This window comes from Pseudomonas sp. GW821-FHT09E12, assembly GCF_059416085.1.
This window is the reverse complement of sequence record NZ_JBWKOM010000009.1, coordinates 257,061-279,179: the sequence shown is the minus strand read 5'-3', so window position 1 is coordinate 279,179 and position 22,119 is coordinate 257,061. Positions and strand designations below refer to the sequence as shown.

At 63.4% G+C, this 22,119-nt stretch carries 20 protein-coding genes; 15 read left to right on the top strand and 5 right to left on the bottom strand.

Going from position 1 to position 22,119, the window contains the following annotated elements; translation table 11 throughout:
- Positions 1–7 precede the first annotated feature (7 nt).
- The 4 genes from AC07PQ_RS25390 (at position 8) to AC07PQ_RS25375 (ending at position 6,437) form a co-directional block, all read left to right on the top strand.
- Entirely contained in the window at positions 8–874 is an 867-nt protein-coding gene (locus AC07PQ_RS25390; RefSeq protein WP_493186750.1) for an oxygenase MpaB family protein, read from the top strand.
- A 151-nt stretch (positions 875–1,025) separates the two neighbouring features.
- On the top strand, positions 1,026–2,204 hold the full coding sequence (locus tag AC07PQ_RS25385) for an acetyl-CoA C-acetyltransferase (protein WP_493186749.1): 1,179 nt from the start codon (positions 1,026–1,028) through the stop codon (positions 2,202–2,204).
- Positions 2,205–2,388: 184 nt separating this feature from the next.
- Entirely contained in the window at positions 2,389–3,405 is a 1,017-nt protein-coding gene (locus tag AC07PQ_RS25380) for a class I SAM-dependent rRNA methyltransferase (protein WP_007924670.1), read from the top strand.
- Positions 3,406–3,518: 113 nt separating this feature from the next.
- On the top strand, positions 3,519–6,437 hold the full coding sequence (locus AC07PQ_RS25375; protein WP_493186748.1) for a DUF748 domain-containing protein: 2,919 nt from the start codon (positions 3,519–3,521) through the stop codon (positions 6,435–6,437).
- A gap of 203 nt (positions 6,438–6,640) precedes the next feature.
- Here the strand turns inward: AC07PQ_RS25375 and AC07PQ_RS25370 are convergent, their stop codons facing one another.
- The gene (locus tag AC07PQ_RS25370; RefSeq protein ID WP_493186747.1) at positions 6,641–6,997 is read right to left on the bottom strand and encodes a BON domain-containing protein; all 357 of its coding nucleotides are present in this window, start codon (positions 6,995–6,997) and stop codon (positions 6,641–6,643) included.
- 286 nt (positions 6,998–7,283) lie between these two features.
- Complete coding sequence (locus AC07PQ_RS25365; protein WP_007924673.1) at positions 7,284–7,700, bottom strand: pilin; 417 nt, start codon at positions 7,698–7,700, stop codon at positions 7,284–7,286.
- A 363-nt stretch (positions 7,701–8,063) separates the two neighbouring features.
- Here AC07PQ_RS25365 and AC07PQ_RS25360 point away from each other — a divergent pair, with 363 nt between their 5' ends.
- From AC07PQ_RS25360 to yacG, 4 genes are read left to right on the top strand one after another with little or no spacing between them, the layout of a single operon-like run.
- Positions 8,064–9,281 carry a type II secretion system F family protein gene (locus AC07PQ_RS25360; RefSeq protein ID WP_493186746.1) on the top strand — a complete coding sequence of 406 codons (1,218 nt, stop codon included), beginning with the start codon at positions 8,064–8,066 and terminating at the stop codon, positions 9,279–9,281.
- A 2-nt stretch (positions 9,282–9,283) separates the two neighbouring features.
- Positions 9,284–10,156, top strand: coding sequence for a prepilin peptidase (locus AC07PQ_RS25355; RefSeq protein WP_007924675.1), 873 nt, complete (start codon positions 9,284–9,286; stop codon positions 10,154–10,156).
- Positions 10,153–10,776, top strand: a complete 624-nt coding sequence (gene coaE / locus AC07PQ_RS25350) for a dephospho-CoA kinase (protein WP_007924677.1) — start codon at positions 10,153–10,155, stop codon at positions 10,774–10,776. The genes AC07PQ_RS25355 and coaE overlap by 4 nt, the downstream gene beginning before the upstream one ends.
- Entirely contained in the window at positions 10,773–10,976 is a 204-nt protein-coding gene (gene yacG, locus AC07PQ_RS25345) for a DNA gyrase inhibitor YacG (protein WP_007924679.1), read from the top strand. Before coaE ends, yacG begins: the two co-directional genes overlap by 4 nt.
- Positions 10,977–10,980: 4 nt before the next feature.
- On the opposite strand, the gene AC07PQ_RS25340 is transcribed toward yacG, so the two are convergent.
- The 3 genes from AC07PQ_RS25340 to AC07PQ_RS25330 all read right to left on the bottom strand — a co-directional run bounded on the left by AC07PQ_RS25340 (position 10,981) and on the right by AC07PQ_RS25330 (position 12,415).
- Positions 10,981–11,196, bottom strand: coding sequence for a hypothetical protein (locus tag AC07PQ_RS25340; protein WP_007924682.1), 216 nt, complete (start codon positions 11,194–11,196; stop codon positions 10,981–10,983).
- 65 nt (positions 11,197–11,261) lie between these two features.
- A complete protein-coding gene (locus AC07PQ_RS25335) occupies positions 11,262–11,951 on the bottom strand; it encodes an energy-coupling factor ABC transporter permease (RefSeq protein ID WP_007924684.1) in 690 nt (229 codons plus the stop codon).
- The gene (locus AC07PQ_RS25330; RefSeq protein ID WP_007924686.1) at positions 11,948–12,415 is read right to left on the bottom strand and encodes a hypothetical protein; all 468 of its coding nucleotides are present in this window, start codon (positions 12,413–12,415) and stop codon (positions 11,948–11,950) included. The genes AC07PQ_RS25335 and AC07PQ_RS25330 overlap by 4 nt, the downstream gene beginning before the upstream one ends.
- Positions 12,416–12,870: 455 nt before the next feature.
- Here AC07PQ_RS25330 and AC07PQ_RS25325 point away from each other — a divergent pair, with 455 nt between their 5' ends.
- The 7 genes from AC07PQ_RS25325 (at position 12,871) to AC07PQ_RS25295 (ending at position 22,095) form a co-directional block, all read left to right on the top strand.
- The gene (locus AC07PQ_RS25325; protein ID WP_037034433.1) at positions 12,871–14,307 is read left to right on the top strand and encodes an undecaprenyl-phosphate glucose phosphotransferase; all 1,437 of its coding nucleotides are present in this window, start codon (positions 12,871–12,873) and stop codon (positions 14,305–14,307) included.
- Positions 14,307–15,767, top strand: coding sequence for a mannose-1-phosphate guanylyltransferase/mannose-6-phosphate isomerase (locus AC07PQ_RS25320; RefSeq protein WP_053262709.1), 1,461 nt, complete (start codon positions 14,307–14,309; stop codon positions 15,765–15,767). The genes AC07PQ_RS25325 and AC07PQ_RS25320 overlap by 1 nt, the downstream gene beginning before the upstream one ends.
- Positions 15,767–16,678, top strand: coding sequence for a glycosyltransferase family 2 protein (locus AC07PQ_RS25315; RefSeq protein ID WP_037034435.1), 912 nt, complete (start codon positions 15,767–15,769; stop codon positions 16,676–16,678). Before AC07PQ_RS25320 ends, AC07PQ_RS25315 begins: the two co-directional genes overlap by 1 nt.
- Positions 16,679–16,684: 6 nt before the next feature.
- Complete coding sequence (locus AC07PQ_RS25310; RefSeq protein ID WP_007924693.1) at positions 16,685–17,518, top strand: polysaccharide biosynthesis/export family protein; 834 nt, start codon at positions 16,685–16,687, stop codon at positions 17,516–17,518.
- 67 nt (positions 17,519–17,585) lie between these two features.
- A complete protein-coding gene (locus tag AC07PQ_RS25305) occupies positions 17,586–19,568 on the top strand; it encodes a GumC family protein (RefSeq protein ID WP_007924694.1) in 1,983 nt (660 codons plus the stop codon).
- The gene (locus AC07PQ_RS25300; protein ID WP_101339490.1) at positions 19,568–20,749 is read left to right on the top strand and encodes a glycosyltransferase; all 1,182 of its coding nucleotides are present in this window, start codon (positions 19,568–19,570) and stop codon (positions 20,747–20,749) included. Before AC07PQ_RS25305 ends, AC07PQ_RS25300 begins: the two co-directional genes overlap by 1 nt.
- Complete coding sequence (locus AC07PQ_RS25295) at positions 20,746–22,095, top strand: glycoside hydrolase 5 family protein (RefSeq protein ID WP_493186745.1); 1,350 nt, start codon at positions 20,746–20,748, stop codon at positions 22,093–22,095. The genes AC07PQ_RS25300 and AC07PQ_RS25295 overlap by 4 nt, the downstream gene beginning before the upstream one ends.
- Positions 22,096–22,119 lie beyond the last annotated feature (24 nt).

Sequence of the window (22,119 nt, the reverse complement as noted above, 5' to 3'; positions counted from 1 at the left end):
AAGCGGTATGGAATTCATTCGCAGTCGTATCGAAACCCAGGTGATGAGCCTGGGTGGCCTGTCGCTGGGCCAGCTCGACCTGGACAACCCCAAGGGCGACCCGGGCCTGTTCGGCCCGGACGCCATCTGCTGGCAGGTGCATGGCGATTTCAGCAGCATGCTGATCGGCGGCATCGGCGCCTTGCTGATGCAAGCCCTGCACCCGCTGGCCCTGGCCGGGGTCTGGGATCACTCGAACTTCCGGGAAGACATGATCGGGCGCCTGCGGCGCACCGCACAGTTCATTTCCGGCACCACCTTCGGCTCGCGCCAGGATGCCGAATGGCTGATCGACAAGGTGCGCACCATTCACCTGCAGATCGTCGGCCATGCGCCAGACGGCCGGCCGTACTCCGCCAGCGATCCGCAACTGCTGACCTGGGTACATGTGGCCGAGGTCAGCAGCTTTCTGGCGGCGCACCTGCGTTATCGCAACCCGCGCCTGTCGCCTGCCGACCAGGACCGTTACTACGGGGAAGTCGCGCTGATCGCCGAGCGTCTTGGCGCCACTGATGTGCCGCGCTCGCGCCGGGCCGTGGCGGATTACCTGGCACGGATGCGCCCCCAGTTGCTCTGCGATGAACGCAGCCGCGAGGTGCTGCGTTTGCTCTTGGCGGCACCTGCCCCAAGCCGCCTGGCCAAGCCATTTGGCTTGTTGATGATGCAGGCCGGCATCGACCTGTTGCCCAACTGGGCCAGCGATATGCTCGACGTCAACCAGGGTCTGCTGCAACGCCAGTTGATCCGCGCCAGCGTCAACCGCAGTGCGCCGATGCTGCGCTGGGCGGTACGCAACGGCTCGATACATCGCGCACGCCGACGCATGGGCCTGTAATACCCGACCGGGCGAACAGAACGCGACCCACCGGTTCGCGATTGGCGACGTCGCGACCTTCTATGCAACCATGATTTTCCAAGTTCTCGCGCACCGGTCACCTGCCAATGGCCGCCGACCGATGCCGCCAATAACGATGAGGATTCGCGCCATGCAAGACGTCGTAATCGTTGCCGCCACCCGCACCGCGGTCGGCAGTTTCCAGGGTTCGCTGGCGAACATTCCCGCGGTCGATCTGGGGGCCGCGGTGATCCGCCAGCTGTTGGCCCAGACCGGCCTGGACGGCGCCCAGGTCGATGAAGTGATCATGGGCCAGGTGCTCACCGCCGGCGCCGGTCAGAACCCCGCGCGCCAGGCCGCGATCAAGGCCGGCCTGCCCCACGCCGTGCCGGCGCTGACCCTGAACAAGGTCTGCGGCTCCGGCCTCAAGGCCCTGCACCTGGGCGCCCAGGCGATCCGCTGCGGCGACGCCGAGGTGATCATCGCCGGCGGCCAGGAAAACATGAGCCTGGCCAATTACGTGCTGCCCGGTGCCCGCACCGGCCTGCGCATGGGCCACAGCCAGGTCATCGATAGCATGATCAGCGACGGCCTGTGGGACGCCTTCAACGACTACCACATGGGCATCACCGCCGAGAACCTGGTGGACAAATACGCCATCAGCCGCGAAGCCCAGGACGCCTTCGCCGCCGCCTCGCAGCAGAAGGCCGTGGCCGCCATCGAGGGCGGGTGCTTCGTCGATGAAATCACCCCGATCCTGATTCCCCAGCGCAAGGGCGAGCCCGTGGCCTTCGCCACCGACGAACAACCGCGCGCCGGCACCACCGCCGAATCCCTGGGCAAGCTCAAGCCGGCCTTCAAGAAGGACGGCACGGTCACCGCCGGCAACGCCTCGTCGCTGAACGACGGCGCCGCCGCGGTGATCCTGATGAGCGCCGCCAAAGCCCGGGCCCTGGGCCTGCCGGTGCTGGCGAAGATCGCCGCCTACGCCAACGCCGGCGTCGACCCTGCGATCATGGGCATCGGCCCGGTGTCGGCCACCCGCCGCTGCCTGGACAAGGCCGGCTGGTCCCTGGAGCAGCTGGACCTGATCGAAGCCAACGAAGCCTTCGCCGCCCAGGCGTTGTCGGTGGGCAAGGAGCTGGGTTGGGATGCGAGCAAGGTCAACGTCAACGGCGGTGCCATCGCCCTCGGCCACCCGATCGGCGCCTCGGGCTGCCGGGTGCTGGTGACCCTGCTGCACGAAATGCTCAAGCGCGATGCCAAAAAAGGCCTGGCCACCCTGTGCATCGGTGGCGGCCAGGGCGTGGCGCTGGCCATCGAACGCTGATCACAATCCCCTTGTAGGAGCGGCCGGTCGACGCTCGATTGCTCGCGATGGACCTCAACGGTAACGCGGTCTGCCTGGTGCATCGCGGTGTTGCGGCCGATCTTTCGCGAGCAAGCTCGCTCCTACACAGAGGACAAAACGAAACTGGTAGACTGCCCCGCCCAATCATCCGCAAGGCGCCCGCATGTCTTCCTTGAATCAGGCGCTGCGCGCCGCCCTCGATCATCGCCAGGACCTGCTCGTCGAGCTGCATCAGCAAGGCACCGACTGCTATCGGCTGTTCCATGGCAGCCAGGAAGGCGCCGGGGGCCTGACCATCGATCGTTACGGCCCGCAGCTGCTGGTGCAAAGCTTTCACCAGACGCTGGAACGCGATGCCTTGCTGCAATTGCACGAGACCGTCCAGCAGCAACTGGGCCTGGACACCCTGCTGGTCTACAACGACCGCTCCCGGGGTAACTCACGCATCGACCGCGAGGACTCGGTTTACCGCGCCGAAGAAGAGGCGCTCAAAGACCTGGTCGGCCACGAATGGGGCTTGAACTACCGGGTACGCGGTCGCCATGCCGGCCAGGACCCACTGCTGTTTCTCGACCTGCGCAACGCCCGTGGCTGGGTCAAGGCCCACAGCGCCGGCAAGAGCGTGCTGAACCTGTTCGCCTATACCTGTGGCGTCGGCCTGAGTGCCGCGGCAGGTGGTGCCCGCGAGGTGTGCAACCTGGACTTCGCCGAGGGCAACCTGGCGGTCGGCCGCGAGAACGGCCAGCTCAATCCGCAATTGCCAGCCATGCAGTTCGTGCAATCGGATTACTTCCCGGCGATCCGGCAACTGGCCGGCCTGCCCATCAGCCAGCGCCGTGGACAAAAGCTGCCCAGCTACCCACGCCTGGAACAACGCCAGTACGACCTGGTGCTGCTCGACCCGCCGGCCTGGGCCAAGAGTGCATTCGGCACCGTCGACCTGCTGCGCGACTATCAGAGTCTGCTCAAGCCTGCCCTGCTGGCCACCGCCGACAATGGCGTGCTGATCTGCTGCAACAACCTGGCGAAAGTCACGCTGGACGACTGGCGCGAACAGGTGCTGCGCTGTGCCGAAAAAGCCGGTCGCCCGGTACGCGAATGGCAGGTGTTGACACCCGCTCGCGACTTCCCGTCCATGGACCAGCAACCGCCGCTCAAGACCCTGATCCTGCATCTGTGATCTGCTGCGAGGAATCTGAACAATCCTGTTTGCGACCGTCACGGGATTGTTTCGGAACCGGAAACGCATGCCATACTCCAACGCACTTCCGATTCAGATAGATGAAGCCTCGCATGTCCAAAGGATTGATCCGCGCTATCGGCGCCTTGTTGACCGCTCTCGCCCTGTACAGCCTGTTGGGCTTTCTGATTTTGCCGGGCATCGCCTTGCGAGTGGCCAATCAACAGTTGGCCAACTACGCGACGGTACCGGCAAAGATCCAGCGCATCGAACTCAACCCGTTCAGTCTCGAACTGACGCTCTGGGGCCTGAATATCGGTGAGTCGGGCAAGGAGCAGGTGGCCTTCGAACGTCTCTACGCCAACCTGCAACTGGACAGCCTCTGGACCCGCGCGCTGCACCTGGCCGATATCGAACTGGACAAACCCAAGAGCGAGATCCTGTTCGCCAAGGATGGCAAGCTCAACCTGCTGGGCCTGTTCAACCTGCCCGCCAGCGAACCGATTCCGGACGACCCCGAGGCCAAGCCATTCCCGCTGCGGATCGAACGCATCAAGCTGGCCGACGGTTATGTGCATTTCGAGGACCAGCGCCCCAGCGAACCCATCAAGTTTCTCTACGACAAACTCGACCTTGAACTGAAGAACCTCAGCACCCTGCCCGACGACAGCACCGACATGACCCTGGTCGCCATGGGCCCCGCGGGTGGCCAGCTCGACTGGAGCGGTAACTTCAGCCTGACGCCGATCGCCTCCGAGGGCCGCCTGAAAGTCACCAACGGCCAGATGAAAGCCTGGTGGCCCTATGTCCGCGACGCGGTACCACTGGTTCTCGAAGACGGCGTGCTGAACCTGGATACCCACTACAAGCTGAACCTGGCCAAGGAAACCGAGCTGTTGCTCAGCGATGCCTCGGTCAGCGTCGCCCCCTTCGCCATCAAGGCCCCCGACGGTCGGCCGCTGGCCCGCCTGGAGCGCCTGGACGTCAGTGAAACCACGGTCGACCTGGCCAAGCAGCAAGTGGTGGTCGGCAAGATCCGCAGTCAGAAACTGGAAACCTGGGCCGCCCTGGAGGCCGATGGTCAACTGGACTGGCAGAAGCTGTTCGCCAGCCAGCCGGCCAAACCGGCCGCCAAGCCCGCTCCGGCCGCCGCCGATACTCCGCCGGCTCCCGCTCCAGCGCCAAGCAAACCCTGGCAGGTGCTGCTCAAGGACGTGCAACTGCGCAATTACCAGGTGCACCTGGCGGACCGTCAGGCCAAGCCGGCCGTAGCTTTGGAAGTCGGCCCGCTGAACGTCGACGTGCAGAACTTCGACAGCCTCAACCAGTCGCCTTTCAACCTCAAGCTCGACACCGGAGTGGGCAAACAGGGCAAGATCCTGGCCAACGGCGTGGTCAACCTGCAACCGGTGACCGCCAAGCTGGCGGTGCAGACCAAGGACATCGACCTGCGGGTCGCCCAGTCCTACATCAGCCCGTTCATTCGCCTGGAGCTGCGCAGCGGCATGCTCGGCAGCGACCTGGCGGTGGACCTGAAAAACATCGATCCCCTGACATTCAGCGTGACTGGCCGCGCCCAGGTCGACCAGTTGCACACCCTGGACACCCTGAAAACCCGCGATTTCGTGAAATGGCAGCAACTGGTGCTCGAAGGCCTGAACTATCAGCACGGCGAAAGCCTGACGATCAACAAGGTCAACCTGATGCAGCCCTATGCGCGCTTCATGATCAACGATGACCGCACCACCAACATCGATGACCTGCTGATCCCGCAACCGGCCGACAGCGCGCCGAAAGGCGCAGCCAAGTCGGCCGCCAAGGAAAAACCCCTCGGCATCCATATCGGCCAGATCGCCATCAACGACGGTTCGGCCAACTTCGCCGACTTCAGCCTGACCCCCAACTTCGCCACGGCCGTCCAGCAACTCAATGGCCAGATCGGCACCATCGACAGCCGCCAGGCAAAACCGGCCAGCGTCGATATCAAGGGCAAGGTCGACCGTTATGCGCCGGTCACCATCAAGGGCAGCGTGAACCCCTTCGATCCAATGGCCGCCCTGGACATCGCCACCAGCTTCAAACGCGTCGAACTGACCAACCTGACCCCCTACTCCGGCAAGTTCGCCGGCTACCGCATCCGCAAGGGCCGGCTCAACCTCGACCTGCACTACGTCATCACCAACGGCCAGCTCAAGGCCGAAAACAAAGTGGTGGTCGAACAACTGGAGCTGGGGGAAAAAGTCGACAGCCCGGATGCCGTGAGCCTGCCACTGAAACTGGCGGTCGCCTTGCTCAAGGATGTCGACGGCAAGATCTCCATCGAACTGCCGGTGACCGGCGATCTGAACAACCCACAGTTCAGCGTCATGCCGATTGTCTGGCAGACCCTGCGCAACCTGATCGTCAAGGCTGCCGCGGCACCGTTCAAACTGATTGGCGGGCTGGTCGCGGGTGGCGGTTCGGAAGACTTGGGCAGTGTCTCGTTCGCCCCGGGCTCGAGTGACTTGAGCCCGGAATCGGAAGCAACGCTGGTCAAGCTGTCCAATGCGCTCAAGGAACGTCCGGCCCTGCGCCTGGAGATCGAAGGCACCGCCGCGCAGAGCAGCGATGGCCCGCTGATTGCCGAGCAACGCCTGGAGCGGGAATACCAGTACAACTACTACAAGATGCTCCAGCGTCGCGGCGACAAGGTGCCGGCCCAGGCGTCGCTGCTGGAAGTACCGGAGAAAGAGAAAGCCCCGCTGCTGGAAGGCATCTATCGCACACGCCTCAAGACCCAGCCACCGGCCGATTGGAAGGACCTGGGCAAGGAAGAGCGCACCGCGAAAATGCATGAAGGCGTGATCAAGTTCTGGAGTGGCAGCGATGTGCTGTTGCGCCAGTTGGGCCAGGAACGGGCCAGCAGCATCAAGGACTTCCTGGTGGACAAGGGCCAACTGGCGGACGACCGGGTCTACTTCATCGATGCCAACCTTGGCCAGGCCGAAAGCGATGGTCGGGTCATTACCCCCATGCACCTGGACGCCGAATAGCCCCCCTCCCCGCCGCCCCGGAAACGGGTCGGCCCGGCGGTTTTCCCCCGCCATAAACAGAACAGGCCCCGACACACTGTGCCGGGGCCTGTTCTGTTTACAAAAGGAGCCACTTCCCTGTGGCCATTCGCATGAACCTTCAAGGAAGCGGTAGATGAATCCTCTACCGCATCTTCTCCCTGTCCAGGAAAGAAGCTTGAGGCTTAGTCGGTTTTCAAACCGTCAGCCGATACTGCCTTCACGCCTTTGATGTTCTTGACGATGTTGACTGCGGTTTCTTTCTGCGCCGCGGTCAGAGCAGTGGTGGAGGACAGGGAAACCACACCCTTGTTGGTTTCGACCTTGATGTCGGTACCAGGAATGCCTTTTTCAGTTACGAGATCCGCTTTGACTTTGGTGGTGATCCAGGTGTCGGAAGTGGCTTCCTTGGCCTCGGTCACTTCACCCGCCGCGAGCACCATTGGCGCCTGAGTAGCTTGAGTGGTCTGGGCAAATGCGACGTTAGCCATGGTCAGGGTCAGAGCGGTAGCAGTTGCAGCAGCGATAGCGAACTTCTTCATACGAGTAACTCCTGTTCTTCTGGAAAACCTGCTCCAAGTCCTGGCAGCAGGGTTACTTAAGTAGATTGCAGGCGTTATGCCAAGTTCAGAAAAACAATAAAACCCTTAAATATCAATGAATTACAAAACCATCCAAACACTCGCGGTCATGCAAAATGCATGACCGGCGAATAATCTGCATGCAAGTTGCACTTCCCAGGCGAGCTAACTTCCTGAATTCTCGATACTTTCCCCAAAGGCGCGCTGGCGCGTGGCGTTTCACGCGCCGAGCAAGCGAGAACCGGGCTCAGCTGCCGCTGGCGGTGCAGCCTTTGGGGGAGTAGTCCGCGGGGACAGTGGTGGTGCAGACCCAGCCATCGGCCGTGGTGCGGGTCAGGGTGACGGTCTTGTTCAGCACCGGTGCCGGTGCATTGAGGATGGTGCAGCCGATTGTTCCCGCTCCGGTCGAGGCAGAACCCGCAGCGGTCATGGTGCAGTTCGACGTCGCCGCCTTGCCCCCCACCAGCTCCAGGGTCGGATCGCTGCCCTGGTTCAGCACGTCCTCGAAGTTGACCTTCAGCGCCGAGGCTTCGGCCAACGCCGCGGTGACCTTGGCCCGCGCCTGGTATTTGGAATACAGCGGCATGGCAAAGGTGGCCAGGATGCCGATGATCGCCACGACGACCAACAGCTCGATCAAGGTAAAACCTTTCTGATACTTCATCTATCTGCTCCAAGCAGGGGATATCCAGGGGTCTGGGCATTCACCACACAGCCATAGCACAGCCTGTGCCAGCGCCTGCGCCCCGGCTGAACAGGGCTTTAGCGGCGCGGAGCTGCGGCAGTGAGCGCCAGAAGTCGCACTATCTGACACTTTTTGTCAGCCAAGTGCCCTGGGCCGGTCGTCGTGACGGGCTACGCTGTCATTCGATCATCGATTGCATTCACTGCCCGCCCCATCCAAGGAACGTATCGGGCCATTCAAACTCTATGAGCCGGACGCCGCGCCCCGCGCAGCGGTCCACTCGCTAACGCACAGGGCACTGCCGGCCCTGAGGACATCCATCACAACCCGGGACTCGACACCATGGCGGTCAAAGCAGCAAAAGTCAGTGTTTACCTGTGGGAAGGCACCGACAGGCAAGGCAGCAAACTGCGCGGCGAATTGAGCGGCCATACCCCCTCGCTGATCAGGGCCCAGTTGCGCAAGCAAGGCATCAACCCGGCCAGGGTCAGGAAGAAGTCCAGCTCGCTGTTGCAGCGCACGCCCCCGATCAAGGCCCGCGACATCAGCCTGTTCACCCGGCAACTGGCGACCCTGATCAAGGCCGGCGTGCCACTGCTGCAATCGTTCGACATCATTGCCGAGGGCTTCGACAACCCGAACATGCGCAAACTAATGGGCGAGCTGAAACAGGACATCGCCGCCGGCAGCAGCTTCACCACCGCGCTGCGCAAGAGGCCGCGGTACTTCGACGAGCTGTACTGCAGCCTGGTGGATGCCGGCGAACAGGCCGGGGCCCTGGAAACCCTGCTGGAGCGGGTGGCGACCTACAAGGAAAAAAGCGAAAACCTCAAGACGCGGATCCGCAAGGCCATGACTTATCCCCTGGCGGTGATCTGCGTGGCGCTGGTGGTCACGGGGATCCTGCTGGTCAAGGTGGTGCCGCAATTCCAGTCAATGTTCCAGGGCTTCGGCGCGCAATTGCCCATGTTCACGCAACTGGTCATCGCCCTCTCGGAATTCGTGCAGCACTGGTGGTGGCTGCTGGCGGGCGCACTGTTGCTCAGTGTGTTCGGCCTGCGCCATGCCCGCCGGCGCTCACCACGCTTTCGCCACTGGCTGGACATGGGCCTGCTGAAACTGCCGTTGGTAGCGCCACTGATGTACAAGTCCGCGGTGGCCCGCTACGCCCGCACCTTGTCCACCACTTTCGCCGCCGGAGTGCCGCTGGTGGAAGCCCTGGGCTCGGTGGCCGGGGCCACCGGCAACCAGGTGTTCAAGCAAGCGGTGAACCGCATCAGGCAGGACGTGGCGACCGGCATGCAGTTGCATTTTTCCATGCGCGCATCCGGCATCTTTCCCGGCATGGCCATCCAGATGACCGCCATCGGCGAAGAGTCCGGGGCCCTGGACGGCATGCTGGAAAAGGTCGCGATCCATTATGAGGAAGAGGTCGATACCCTGGTCGACACCCTGAGCAGTCTCATGGAACCCGTGATCATGGTAGTTTTGGGCACCCTCGTCGGCGGCCTGGTGGTCGCCATGTACTTACCCATCTTCCAACTCGGCACAGCGATCTGAACATGTCATTGACTGAGGTCCTGGCCAGCTACCCGCTGGTCTTCGTAGCATCGGTGCTGATCCTGGGCCTGATTGTCGGCAGCTTTCTCAATGTGCTGATCTGGCGTCTGCCAAAGATGCTCGAACGCGACTGGCACGCCCAGGCCCGTGACATCCTCGGGCTGCCCGACGAGCCTGCCGGGCCGACCTACAACCTGTTGCTCCCGCACTCCCAGTGCCCGCACTGCGCGCACCCGATCCGCCCCTGGGAAAACATCCCTCTGTTCAGCTACCTGCTGCTGCGCGGACGCTGCTCCGCGTGCAAGGCCCCGATCGGCCGGCGCTACCCGCTGGTGGAGCTGACCTGCGGCCTGGCCTCGGCGTTCGTGGCCTGGCATTTCGGCTTTGGCTGGCAGTCCGGCTTGATGCTGTTCCTGAGCTGGGGCCTGTTGGCGATGAGCCTGATCGATGCCGATCATCAACTGTTGCCCGACGTGCTGGTGCTGCCCCTGTTGTGGCTGGGCCTGATCGTCAATGGCTTCGACCTGTTCGTCAGCCTCCACGATGCGCTGTGGGGCGCCGTGGCCGGCTACCTGTGCCTATGGTCGGTGTACTGGTTGTTCAAGCTGCTGACCGGCAAGGAAGGCATGGGGCACGGCGATTTCAAGCTGTTGGCCATGTTCGGCGCCTGGGGCGGCTGGCAGATTCTGCCGATGACTCTGCTGCTGGCCTCACTGACCGGAGCCCTGGCCGGGATCGCCATGCTGCGCCGCAACCGCGCGCAAATGTCCACGCCTATCCCTTTCGGTCCCTTTCTGGCCATTGCCGGCTGGATTGCCTTGCTCTGGGGTGGTCAAATAACCGACTCCTATTTGCAGTTTGTCGGTTTCAGATGACCAAGCCTGTTTTCAAACCCTGGATCCTCGGCCTTACCGGCGGTATCGGCAGTGGCAAAAGTGCCGCGGCCCAGCACTTCATCGACCTGGGCATCCATGTGGTGGATGCCGATCACGCCGCCCGCTGGGTGGTGGAGCCCGGCCGCCCGGCCCTGGCCCGCATTGCCGAACATTTCGGCGACAGCGTGCTGCAGGCCGATGGCCAGTTGGACCGCGCCGCACTGCGCAAGCTGATCTTCGAGGTGCCGCAACAACGCCTCTGGCTGGAAGCCTTGCTGCATCCATTGATTGCCGATGAAATCGCCGCCCACCTGGCCCGTGCCGAATCGCCCTACGCGATTCTGGTGTCACCGCTGTTGATCGAATCCGGGCAATACGCGATGACCCAGCGGATCCTGGTGATCGATGTGCCGCAGCAACTGCAGATCGAGCGGACCCTGCAACGCGACCGGATCAGCGAACAGCAGATCCAGGCGATTCTCAAGGCCCAGGCGACCCGCGAAGATCGCCTGAGCCATGCCGACGATGTGCTGGTCAACGACCGCGACCTCGTCTGGCTGCACAGCGAGGTCGAACGCCTGCATCACTTTTACCTTACCTTGCGTGGAGGCCAGTCATGAGCCAACCCCTGACCGTGGAATGTCCAACCTGCGGTGCGCCCGTGGAATGGACCGCGAGCAACCTCAACCGTCCGTTCTGCTCGGACCGCTGCAAACTGATCGACCTCGGCGCCTGGGCTGCCGAAGAACACAAGATTCCGGTCAGCCCGGATGCCGAGGACGATCTGTTTTCCGACGATCTGCCGCCTCGCGCCCACTAAAGCTTTAAGGCCGCATGAAAGCGTAATCCTGCGTATCGTCGAGGTTCTCCGCGAGAAACTGCAACTCGTCGGCCAGATCCTCGCCGCTGCGCACCCGCCGACTCTCCTGCACCACCGCGCTGAGCAGGGCGCGCAGGCTCAAGCCCGGTTCGAACCCCTCTTGCTGCGCAGTATCCAGACTCTTGCGTACTTCCTGTCGCGCCCATTCATACACACTCATGACCCTGCTCCCGAACGGTTTTTGCCGAGCATGGGACCGCGCCTGCCGAACGTGTTTGATATGGATCAAGAACGCGGATCGTCATCCTTCCACGGTGCCGACAGGTAACGGGTGCGGTTGAAGGTTTCCAGCCATTCGGGGCAGAACACCACCAGGGCGCTGACCACCATGCCGTTGATGAAGGCCTCGGGAAAGAGGATCAGCCACAGGTAGCCGACGAAGTCCTCCAGCCATTCCGGCATGGCAAAACGCCCGTCGAACCACAGCAGCCCCAGGCCCACCAGCAGGCACAACAAGGCCGACAGGGCGGCGGCAAAAAAACCGGAACAGAAGATATACACAAAGGGATTACGCGGCTGCGCGCGCTCCACCAGGATCGCGCAGCATTCGGTGACCAGCACCGGCAGCAGGATCAGCAAGGCGCCGTTGATGCCGACCGCCGCCAAGTCCTGGCGACCCAGCGCGACCAGCCCCACCTGGGCAATCAGGCCGCCGACGATCGCCAGCGGCCAGTCCAGCAACAGGGTCACCGCCGTCATGCCGATGAAGTGATAGGACACCCCGGTATCGAAATCCCGGCGCACCAGCCACAACATGAACAACGCGAACACCGTACCGAACAGCAGATGCTGACGCCGACTGTCGCTGAACAGCTCGACCCAGGGCGCGCGCCAGGCGGCCCAGACCAGCACTGGCACATAGATCAGCCAGCCGGCGCCGAGAGTGAGCGGCGCCAGCAGCGCGGCACTGATCATGGTTGCGCCTGCTCCAGCGCTGCGCGCAGTTCGGCGGCCGTGCCGTATTCCCGTTGAGCCACCAGCCGGCCATCGTCGAGCTGCAGCCACAGGACTTTATCCACAGCCCCGGCGTAGCGCGGCGCCACCCGCCCGTCACGGTCGAGCATGACCCGGTAGCCATAATCACGCATCGCCGGCACCGCGAACATCCTGGCGATCACCGCCGGCATGCGCTGGATGTCCGCGACGAATACCGTGTGCCGGGCCTCCAGATAACCCGCGGGACGATCCTGCAAGGCGGCGTTCACCAGCTTGGCGCCATCCATGCTGCGCGCCACCAGCAGGGTCCGTGCCTGCCCGTCGAGGCTGTAGGCCCGGTCGAATTGATCGAGCAAGGTCCAGGGCGCCAGACGCTCGCCGACCTCCACCGCGTGCGCCAGCAATGGCATCAAACCCAGCAACAGCAATGACCAATACTTCACAGCTTCTTCCCCTTCCTTCGGTTAGTTCGCAGCGTCCAGTCTACACCGCCAGAGCGCCCCACCCGAGGGCCGCATCAGCCATCAAGAACCCCGTAATCACGGGCGAAAGGGAATAAATCGCCACCGGTTGGACAAGAGTCGCCCCCTGAACAACACTCCATTTATCCGTCACGCCCTCGCTCACGAATGAGCCAACTTCGTGACACATGCCCAGGCTGCCATTCGTCCTGGATGCGCAAAACCGTCAAAAAACCGATGCATAATGCAAAAAAAGGATTAATCTGCCAGAATTAGTCAATTCATTGACCATCAAAGCAGAAAAATAGTATTGTCTGGCCATCATGGGCCGCCAAAAAACAGACTTTTTTGCAGTAAGCCTTAGTTTTTTCAGCCTGCCTCTGTAGTGGCTTTACCCTTAACAGAGCTGGGTTCTTACCTGGCAACGACGGGATTCGATGCTTACGAAATCGATTGATAGCAGGTTCCTGACCCGAACCGGATTCATGGAACTCTTCATTTCGGGGGTAAAACTGACGCACGCCCTGTCCGCCGCCCTGCCTGGAATCCTGCTGCTCCTGAGTCTTGAATCCGCCAGTGCGGATATCTGGCCAACCGTACTCGGCCTGCTGCTGTTCTTTGCCGTCATCACCGTCATCCTGTTCCAGGCCCAGGGGGTCTACTCCGAAGAGTTCTTCAGCAATCGCCTGCGTCTGCGCACGATGCTGGTGGCCTGGACCTCCGCCTTCTGCATCCTGCTGGTCATGTACCTGGGGCTGCACCTGCTGCCGGTCTTCAGCCTGCGGGACCTGGCTATCTGGTTCATCGCCAGCCTCGTGCTGTTTGGCATCGAGCGTCTGTTTCTGCTGCGCCTGTTCCATTCGTGGATGGCCAGGGGCAAATACCTGCAACGCACGGTGATCCTCGGTTTCAGCGAGAGTGCGCTGTTCCTTGCCGAACACATGCAGCGCCATGGCGATATCCGCTCCGGCCTGATCGGTTTCATCGACGATCGCAGCGACCGCGTGCCCAAGGCCTTCTGCGACCTGCCTTTTCTGGGCAACACCCAGAACCTGGAAGAGCTGATCCGTTCCGAGCAGGTCAATCAGGTCCTGATCGCCCTGCCCTGGGCCGCGCACGCGCGCATCGGCGAACTGGTGCAACGGCTGCGGCAGTTGTCGGTGAATGTCGCCCTGGTGCCCGACATCACCACCCTGCGCTTTGGCCACAACCGCACGACCGATGTCGGCGGCATCCTGATGTTCAACACTTCCGAGCTGCCATTGCGCGGCTGGGCGCCGCTGATCAAGCGCTGCGAGGACATCGTGCTCGCCCTGCTGGGCCTGGTCCTGTTGTCCCCTGTGCTGCTGGCCACTGCCGTGGCGGTGAAGCTCGATTCCAAGGGCCCCGTGCTGTTCCGGCAAAAGCGCTACGGCTACAACGACCGGCTGATCCGTGTGTTCAAGTTCCGCTCGATGTATGTCGAGCAGGCGGACCTCAATGCCGAACGGCAGACCACCCGGGAAGACCCGCGGATCACCCGGGTCGGACGCTTCATTCGCAAGACCAGCATCGATGAGCTGCCCCAACTGTTCAACGTGCTGATGGGCAACATGTCGATTGTCGGGCCTCGCCCACACGCCACCGCCACCAAGGCGGCGGGAGTGCCGTTCGAACAGGCGGTGCGCGAATACAGCTCGCGCCATCGGGTCAAACCCGGGATCACCGGCTGGGCGCAGATCAATGGCTACCGGGGAGAAACCGACACCCTGCAGAAAATCCAGAAACGAGTGGAGTACGACCTCGATTACATCTCCAAGTGGTCGGTCTGGCTGGATCTGTACATCGTTTTCATGACGGTTCCGGCCGTCCTCTCGACGAAGGAAGTCTACTGATGAGCGCATTCACTGGATTGATCCCCTGCATTATTTCCGGCGGCTCTGGCTCGCGCCTGTGGCCAGTCTCTCGGCAGAACATGCCCAAGCCATTCATACGCATGCGCGATGGGCAGAGCCTGCTGCAAAAGACCTTCGTCCGCGCCAGCAGCCTGGCGGACGTCAGCTGCGTGGTCACGGTGACCAACCGCGAGCTGCTGTTCCGCTCGCTGGACGAGTACCGCAATGTCAATCAGGGCAAGCTGGGCCTCGACCTGCTGCTCGAGCCGTTCGGGCGCAACACCGCCGTGGCCATTGCCGTGGCGGCCCTGCATGTGCGCGAGTACTGGGGCGACGAGGCGCAGTTGCTGATCCTTCCGGCCGACCACCTGATCCTCGACCAGGATGCCTTCGCCGCAGCCGTGGGCAAGGCGCGCAGCCTTGCCGAAGCAGGTTATCTGGCGACCTTCGGCATTCAGCCCGACAAACCCGAGACCGGTTTTGGCTACATCGAACAGGGCCCGGCGCTGAAGGAAGGTTTCCAGGTCGCGCGCTTCGTCGAGAAACCCAACCTGGCCACTGCCCAGGCCTACGTCGACAGCGGCAACTACTTGTGGAACGCCGGGATGTTCTGCTTCCGCGCCGATACTCTGCTGCAAGAGCTGACTCTGCATGCTCCCGAGGTGCTGAGCGCCGCCCAGGCCTGCCTGGAACAAGGCATGACCCTGGACAACAAGCACTGCCGCCAGCGTGAACTCGACGCCGACAGCCTGGCTCGCGCCCCGGACGTTTCGATCGACGTGGCCCTGATGGAGCGCTCCGAGCGGGTCGCCGTGGTGCCCTGCGACCTCGGCTGGAGCGACATCGGTTCCTGGGATGCGCTGCGCCAGCTGACCCCGAGCGACGCCGCCGGCAACCAGGTCAACGGCGAAGCCATCCTGCATGACGTGCGCAATTGCTACATCGATTCGCCCAAGCGGGTTCTCGGGGCCGTCGGCGTCAGCGACCTGATCATCGTCGACACCCCCGACGCGCTGCTGGTGGCCGATGCCTCGCGGACCCAGGACGTGCGCCATATCGTTACCGAACTCAAGCGCCTCGGCCACAGTGCCTACAGCCTGCACCGCACGGTCACCCGCCCTTGGGGGACCTACACCGTGCTGGAGGAAAGCAGCCGCTTCAAGATCAAGCGCATCATGGTCAAGCCCAAGGAATCGCTGTCGCTGCAGATGCATCATCACCGCAGCGAGCACTGGATAGTGGTCAGCGGCGCCGCCCTGATCACCAATGGCGACCTGGAGGTCCTGCTCAACAGCAACGAATCCACCTATATCCCCGCCGGCCATAAACACCGCCTGAGCAACCCCGGGATCATCGACCTGGTGATGATCGAAGTGCAAAGCGGCGAGTACCTGGGCGAAGACGACATCGTGCGTTTCGAAGACGTCTACGGCCGTGCCCCGGCGCAGGTAAAACCATGATGAAGGTGGCGCTGATCATTCCCGCCCGCAACGCCGCACCGCACCTCGAGCGGTTGCTCCCGGCGCTGGCCGCGCAGACGCTGCAACCGGACACGGTGCTGGTGGTCGACAGCAGCTCGACGGACGACACCGTCGACCGCTTCCGGCAGTTCGGCGCCCGGGTGGAGGTCATCGCCGCCCAGCAATTCAACCATGGCGGCACCCGCCGCTGGGCGAGCGAGCAGGTGGATGCCGACGCGCTGATTCTGCTGACCCAGGATGCGATTCCGGCCACGCCCCAGACCTTCGCCAACCTGATCCAGGAGCTGGAAGAAGACCCGCGGATCGGCCTCGCCTATGGTCGTCAACTGCCACATCCCGGGGCCGGGATTCTCGAGGCGCAGTCGCGCCACTTCAACTACAGCCCCCAGAGCCGCAGCAAAAGCCTGGCCGACGCCGGGGAGCTGGGGATCAAGACCTGCTTCAGTTCGGACTCGTTTTCCGTCTACCGGCGCAGCGCCCTGCAAGCGGTGGGTGGCTTTCCCGAGGATGTCATCGGCAGCGAGGACGCCCACGTCGCGGCGCGCATGCTGCTCAACGGTTATCTGGTGCGCTACGCCGCCAGTGCGTGCGTGCAGCATTCGCACAGCTACAGTCTGATGCAGGAGTTCCGCCGCTATTTCGATATCGGCGTGTTTTATGGCCGCGAGCCCTGGATCCGCGAAGCCTTCGGCACCGCGGGCGGAGAAGGCAAGCGTTACGTCCAGGCCGAGTTGCGCGCCTTGCGTGACGCCGGCCAGTTGCAACGCGTACCGGAAGTGCTGCTGCGCAGCGCGCTGAAGCTGTTGGGCTATCGCCTCGGCCACGCCGAACAGCATCTGCCGACACCGCTCAAGCGTCGCTTGAGCATGTTCTCAAACTACTGGACCTGAGCTGTCATGATGACTATTAACCGACCTTCCCGGCTTTGTCTGTTGAGCATCCTGACCGCCACCCTGTGGCTGGGCGGCTGCTCGACCCCCGCCCATGTCGCGCTCCCCGACAGCGACACCCTCAAGGCCCGCCACGCGGCGGCACTGACCCTGGCCGACCTGCCGCCCGCCCAGGTGCTGATCCAGAGCGGCGACACCCTGCGCATCGTGCGCGATGCCCAGGAGCCGGCCAGCTCCGACGACATGACGATGTTCGTGGTGCGACCGGACGGTTTCATCTCGATGCCCAACATCGGCCGGATCAAGGCCGCGCTGCTGACCCCGGAAGACCTGGGCAAGGAAATCACCAAACGCTACACCCGTGTCTACCGCGAGCCCGAAGTGACCGTGAACATCGCCATTGCCCCGAGCAACCGGGTGTTCATCGGCGGCGCGGTGGCCAACCCGTCGTTCTTCAACCTGGCCGGCACCGTGTCGGTAGAACAGGCCCTGCTCAGCTCCGGTGGCGTGCTGCCCTCGGCCGACAGCTCCAACATCGCCCTGCTCAGGACCGGCCCCGACGGCAAGTACAAGATGTACTTCGTCGACCTCGGCAGCATGCTCAGCAACCCCGATCATCCGCTGGTCGCCCTGCAGCGCGGCGACCTGATCTACGTGCCGCAATCGACCATCGGCAGCACGGTGGAAGCGGTGGACATGTACTTCACCAAGCTGTTCCCGATCAACAAGGGGATCGGCCTGGGCTTCAACTACGACCTGAATGATCAGGAAGTGAAGAACAGCGGCAACACAATCAACAACTTCACCAGCAGTTCCACCGGTACCGGGACGGGGCAGTAAACAGGATCGATACGTTTGATCGGCCTCCATCAGCCACTGCTACAAGTACTTTCAACGGAGTGATCCCGTGATCGAAATACGCTCTCTACGCGACCTGTTGCGCCTGTTCTTCATCTTCCGTCGCGAGTTCAAGCTGGCGGTCATCACCACTATCGTGGTCGCGGTGCTGGGCGCCTTCCTGCTGCCGACGCGCTACGAGTCGGACGCGCGCCTGCTGGTCAAGCCCGGGCGCGACAGCACCACGGTACCGATCGAAGCCGGCAATCGCCAGACGCTGATCTCGCCCAGTACCCAGCACGACCCGATCGTCGATGAGGAGAAGATGCTCACCGGCCGGCCGATCGTGCACATCGTCGCCCAGCGCTATCTGGAACTGAGCGCGGCCGCCGAACCCCAGGGTTTCTGGAAGACCCTCAAGTTCTACGCCAAAAAGGCCATGGGCACGGCCATCGATGCGCTGCGCAGCCTGCTGCAACTGGTCGGCCTGTCTGAGCCGCAGAGCCCGCTGGACCGCCTGGCGACCCGCCTGGAAAAGAACTTCCAGGCCAGCCACGAAGCGGGTTCGTCGGTGATCGATATCAGCTTTACCTGGGACGACCCGGAAATCGCCCAGCAGGTAGTGAAGATCTGGGTCGACACCTTCCTCGAGGAGCGCGCCCGGGTGCTCGGTCGCAAAAGCCTCTATGCCTTCTATGAGGGCGAAGGCAACAAGGTGGCCGCGCAGATCCTCAGCCTCAAGGAGCAATTGCAGGGCCGCCTGAAGCAGATCGATTCGATCAGCGTCGATGCCCGCCTGGAAAACCTCACCAGCCAGATCGACCGCCTGACCGACGCCCGGGTCAATGCGCAGAACCAGTTGTCCGGGATCAGCAGCTTCCTGATCAACGCCCGCCAGCAGATCCTCGATCAGCCCGTCGAAGTGGTGACCAGTCGCGAGACCAGCCTCAACCCGACCCAGCTCGACCTCAAGCGCCAGCTCAACACCCTGCAGGTGGAACGCGCGCGCTTGCTGCGCACCTATTTGCCCGAGGCGCCGGCGGTCAAGCAGATCGAACAGAACATCCACGACCTGCAGGCCCTCAGCGAACAGGAAGAGAGCCGCCTGGAACGCTCGAAGAACATCGCGCCCAATAGCCTGGTGACCAACGTCAAGCAGCAGGTCATCGATGCCCAGCTGCAACAGCGCCGGCTGACCGGGCAGATCGAGAACTACGACAAGACCCTGGCCGCCCTGCGTACCGAGCGCGACCGGGTACTGACCGACGAGCCCGAACTCAACCGCCTGACCCAGCAGTTGCGCACCGCGGAAAAGAGCTACGCGCTGTACTCGGAAAACCTGGAACAGGCGCGTATCGACCACGAGCTCGACAGCAGCCAGATCAGCAACATCGCGATCATCGAGCACGCCACCTTCAACCCGGCGCGGGTCTTCCCCAAGAGCCTGCTGATCCTGCTGTTCGCCATTCCCGCGGGCATCGCCGTGGGTCTGCTGACCATCTATGTCTGCTACCTGCTGGACCAGCGCATCCACGACGGCTCGCGCCTGCCGGAGCTGTTCCAGGTGCCGCTGTGGGGCAGCGTGCCGGACCTTGAGGACGCCACGCCCGCCGCCATGACCGCGAGCATCTACCGGCTCTACAGCCTGCTGCCCATGGAGCGCATCGAGAGCCAGGGCTTGACCCTGGGCCTGACCTCGGCGCGCCATGGCGAAGGCGTGAGTTTCATCCTCGAACGCCTGCGCCGCCTGCTAGAAGAACGCGGCCAGCGCGTGCGGGTCAACGACAGCGCACCGGCCCAGCCCGGTGAAGTCCTGCTGCTGGATGCCTCGGCCCTGCTGTCGAACCAGGAGGCCTTCCTGATCCTGCGCCGCGCCGACCTGATCGCCCTGGTGATCGAGGCCCGGACCAGCACCGTGCCGATGATCGAAAATGCAATGTCGTTGCTGACTACCGCCTTCGGCAAGGTCGACGGACTGATCCTCAACCGTCGCCGCTTCGAAGTACCGTCCAGGGTGCTGGAGCGGATCAACAGCTGGCGCGGTGCGGCCTGATGCGTATCGCCTTGCTGGCCCCGCTGCCGCCGGAACAGACCGGTATCGCCGACTACGCCGCGCATTTCAGCAATGCGCTGCGCGGCCTTGGCATCGAGGTGCTGACGCCGCTGGCCGGCTGTCACGATCCCGCGGAACAGCTGACGCGCCTGCGCGCCTTCGACTGGACGGGCGTCGACCTGGTGCACGCCGAACTCGGCGGTGGCCGCTTCGGCGAATTCCAGGCGCTCGACTACCTGAGCACCGAGCAACCGCGGATCCCCCGCACGGCCACCGTGCATGACCCGGAGCGCCTGATCTGGCGGCGCGCCCGGCTGTTCTGGCCACTGACCCTGCTCGAACGCCTGCCGCACCCGCTGCCGCAAGCGGCGGCGCTGCTCGCCGACCCGCTGACCCTGCGCGAAGAACGGCGCCTGGCCCGCGGCATGCGCCGGCTGATTACCCTGACCCGGCTGGGCGGCGACTGCCTGCGCCAGCGCATGGGCCTGCGACCGCAACAGGTGGCGGTGATCGCCCACGGCAACCTGCCGATCCCCGCGGCCGAGCTGCCGCCGCTGGTGCCGTTGCGCCTGCTGTACTTCGGCTTCATCTACCGCGGCAAGGGCATCGAAGACCTGATCGAAGCCCTGGCCCGCACCCTGGCGGCCAACCCGCAGTGCCGTGGCCAGGTCCGCCTGACCCTGGCCGGCGGCACCGCCCCGGAAATGACCTTCGACCCGGCCGGCAACTACCTCGACGGCCTGCGCCAGCGCATTCGCGAATTGCAGCTGGACGATGTGGTGGACTGGCAACTGGACCTGCCGTCCGCCGAGATCGCCCGCACCATCCAGGCCCACCATGTGATGGTGCTGCCGTACCGGGAATCGAAAAAGCTCGCCTGGCTCGGCCAGATGCGCGGCACCAGCGGCGCCCTGTCCTGGGCCAATGCCTGCGGTCGCGGGGTCGTCACCTCCAATGCCCGGGCCTTTGCCGAGGAGGTTGCCGGCGGCAATGGCGTGACTTATCAGCAAGGCGATATCGAAGCGCTGAGCCAGCACCTGAGCCGTCTGGTGCTGGAGCCCGAACTGGCCCGCCAGTGGGCCGCGCGGGCCAGCGAGACCGGGCAACAACGCGAGTGGAGCGCCACCGCGCGGCGCTTCGCCGAACTGTTCAATGAAGTGTGCAAGGAGCGATCGAAATGAAGACCCGAGCAGGCCTTAAACGTCGCCCTCTATTGCGCTATCTGCCACTGGTCGCCGCACTGGCGGTAGGCGGCGCCCTGCTGCTCAGCGAACAGGTCGATGCCACGCCGATCAACCTGGCCCCCGATCGCACCCTGGTGTGGAAGGACTACCTGGGGGTCAATGCGCATTTCCTGTGGTTCACCCCGCAGCAATACCGCAAACAGATCGCCGCCTATAAGCAGCTCGGCCTGCAATGGGTGCGGGTCGACCTGCACTGGGATCGGCTAGAACCCACCGAAGAGGGTTATCAACTCAGCACCCTCGACGAACTGGACCGGACCCTGAGCGACTCGAAACTCAAGTCGCTGTTCTACCTCGTAGGCTCGGCGCCCTTCGTGACCACCGCCCCCAAGGGCGGGCCGTTCCAGGATCAGTACCCGCCGCGCGATCCGAAAGTCTTCGCCACGCGCATGGCCATGCTGGCCCAGCGTTACCCGGACATCGACGCCTGGCAGGTGTGGAACGAGCAGAACATACCCAACAACTGGCGGCCGAAACCCGATGCCAAGGGCTACGGCGAGCTGCTGCTGGCGACCCATCAGGCCCTGAACCAGGTGGCGCCGGACAAGATCCAGGTCATGGGCGGCATGGCCTACTACAGCCAGATGCCGACCCAGCGCAACGCGCTGATGTTCGAGAAACTCGGCGAACTGGGCGTGCAGAGCCTGGGCATGGTCGCCGCCTACCACCCGTATTCGGAAACCCCGGAAAGCGATGAGCCGGGCAAAAACGAAGTGCTGCTGCGCGGCAAGCAGCTCAACGACATGCTGCACGGCGCCGGTCTGAAGAGGATCTGGGCCACCGAGTGGGGCTGGTCGAGCTACGCCGGGCCCAAGGAGATGCAGCGGCTGATCGGCGTCGACGGCCAGGCCGACTACACCCTGCGTCGCCTGGCGTTGATGAGCGACCAGGACTACGAGCGGATCTTTCTCTTCGCCCTTTCCGATCTCGACTCGCGCGCCTCGGCTCGCGACCAGCATTACGGCCTGCTCGATCTCAACGGCGAACCCAAGCCGGTGTACAAGGCGCTCGCGCGGTTTCTCGAGATTACCGGCGCGCGCCTCAAACCCGGCAAGACGCCGGAGCTTGCGAACCTGCCCGACACCTTCTACAGCGTGTCCTGGACCCGCGACGACGGTAAGCGCCTGCTGATGTTCTGGAGCGCCAAGGCCGGCACCATCAAATTGCCGCAAGTGCACCAGGCCGAGCTCTACGATCCGCTCAGCGGAACCCGGGCCAGTCTCGAGGCCGCGGACGGCATCCAGCCGGCCGTGAAATCGTCCCTGCAGATTCTCGTGTGGTAATCGATCTCGACCTGGAGTGCCGTA

Bases quoted from the DNA above. Each gene is read 5' to 3' on its own strand.
- AC07PQ_RS25340 (WP_007924682.1), bottom strand. From the start codon at position 11,196: ATGAGTGTGTATGAATGGGCGCGACAGGAAGTACGCAAGAGTCTGGAT.
- AC07PQ_RS25310 (WP_007924693.1), top strand. From the start codon at position 16,685: ATGATGACTATTAACCGACCTTCCCGGCTTTGTCTGTTGAGCATCCTG.
- coaE (WP_007924677.1), top strand. From the start codon at position 10,153: ATGACCAAGCCTGTTTTCAAACCCTGGATCCTCGGCCTTACCGGCGGT.
- AC07PQ_RS25385 (WP_493186749.1), top strand. From the start codon at position 1,026: ATGCAAGACGTCGTAATCGTTGCCGCCACCCGCACCGCGGTCGGCAGT.
- AC07PQ_RS25365 (WP_007924673.1), bottom strand. From the start codon at position 7,700: ATGAAGTATCAGAAAGGTTTTACCTTGATCGAGCTGTTGGTCGTCGTG.
- AC07PQ_RS25375 (WP_493186748.1), top strand. From the start codon at position 3,519: ATGTCCAAAGGATTGATCCGCGCTATCGGCGCCTTGTTGACCGCTCTC.
- AC07PQ_RS25380 (WP_007924670.1), top strand. From the start codon at position 2,389: ATGTCTTCCTTGAATCAGGCGCTGCGCGCCGCCCTCGATCATCGCCAG.
- AC07PQ_RS25315 (WP_037034435.1), top strand. From the start codon at position 15,767: ATGAAGGTGGCGCTGATCATTCCCGCCCGCAACGCCGCACCGCACCTC.
- AC07PQ_RS25300 (WP_101339490.1), top strand. From the start codon at position 19,568: ATGCGTATCGCCTTGCTGGCCCCGCTGCCGCCGGAACAGACCGGTATC.
- AC07PQ_RS25325 (WP_037034433.1), top strand. From the start codon at position 12,871: ATGCTTACGAAATCGATTGATAGCAGGTTCCTGACCCGAACCGGATTC.
- AC07PQ_RS25295 (WP_493186745.1), top strand. From the start codon at position 20,746: ATGAAGACCCGAGCAGGCCTTAAACGTCGCCCTCTATTGCGCTATCTG.
- AC07PQ_RS25355 (WP_007924675.1), top strand. From the start codon at position 9,284: ATGTCATTGACTGAGGTCCTGGCCAGCTACCCGCTGGTCTTCGTAGCA.
- AC07PQ_RS25320 (WP_053262709.1), top strand. From the start codon at position 14,307: ATGAGCGCATTCACTGGATTGATCCCCTGCATTATTTCCGGCGGCTCT.
- AC07PQ_RS25390 (WP_493186750.1), top strand. From the start codon at position 8: ATGGAATTCATTCGCAGTCGTATCGAAACCCAGGTGATGAGCCTGGGT.
- yacG (WP_007924679.1), top strand. From the start codon at position 10,773: ATGAGCCAACCCCTGACCGTGGAATGTCCAACCTGCGGTGCGCCCGTG.
- AC07PQ_RS25335 (WP_007924684.1), bottom strand. From the start codon at position 11,951: ATGATCAGTGCCGCGCTGCTGGCGCCGCTCACTCTCGGCGCCGGCTGG.
- AC07PQ_RS25360 (WP_493186746.1), top strand. From the start codon at position 8,064: ATGGCGGTCAAAGCAGCAAAAGTCAGTGTTTACCTGTGGGAAGGCACC.
- AC07PQ_RS25370 (WP_493186747.1), bottom strand. From the start codon at position 6,997: ATGAAGAAGTTCGCTATCGCTGCTGCAACTGCTACCGCTCTGACCCTG.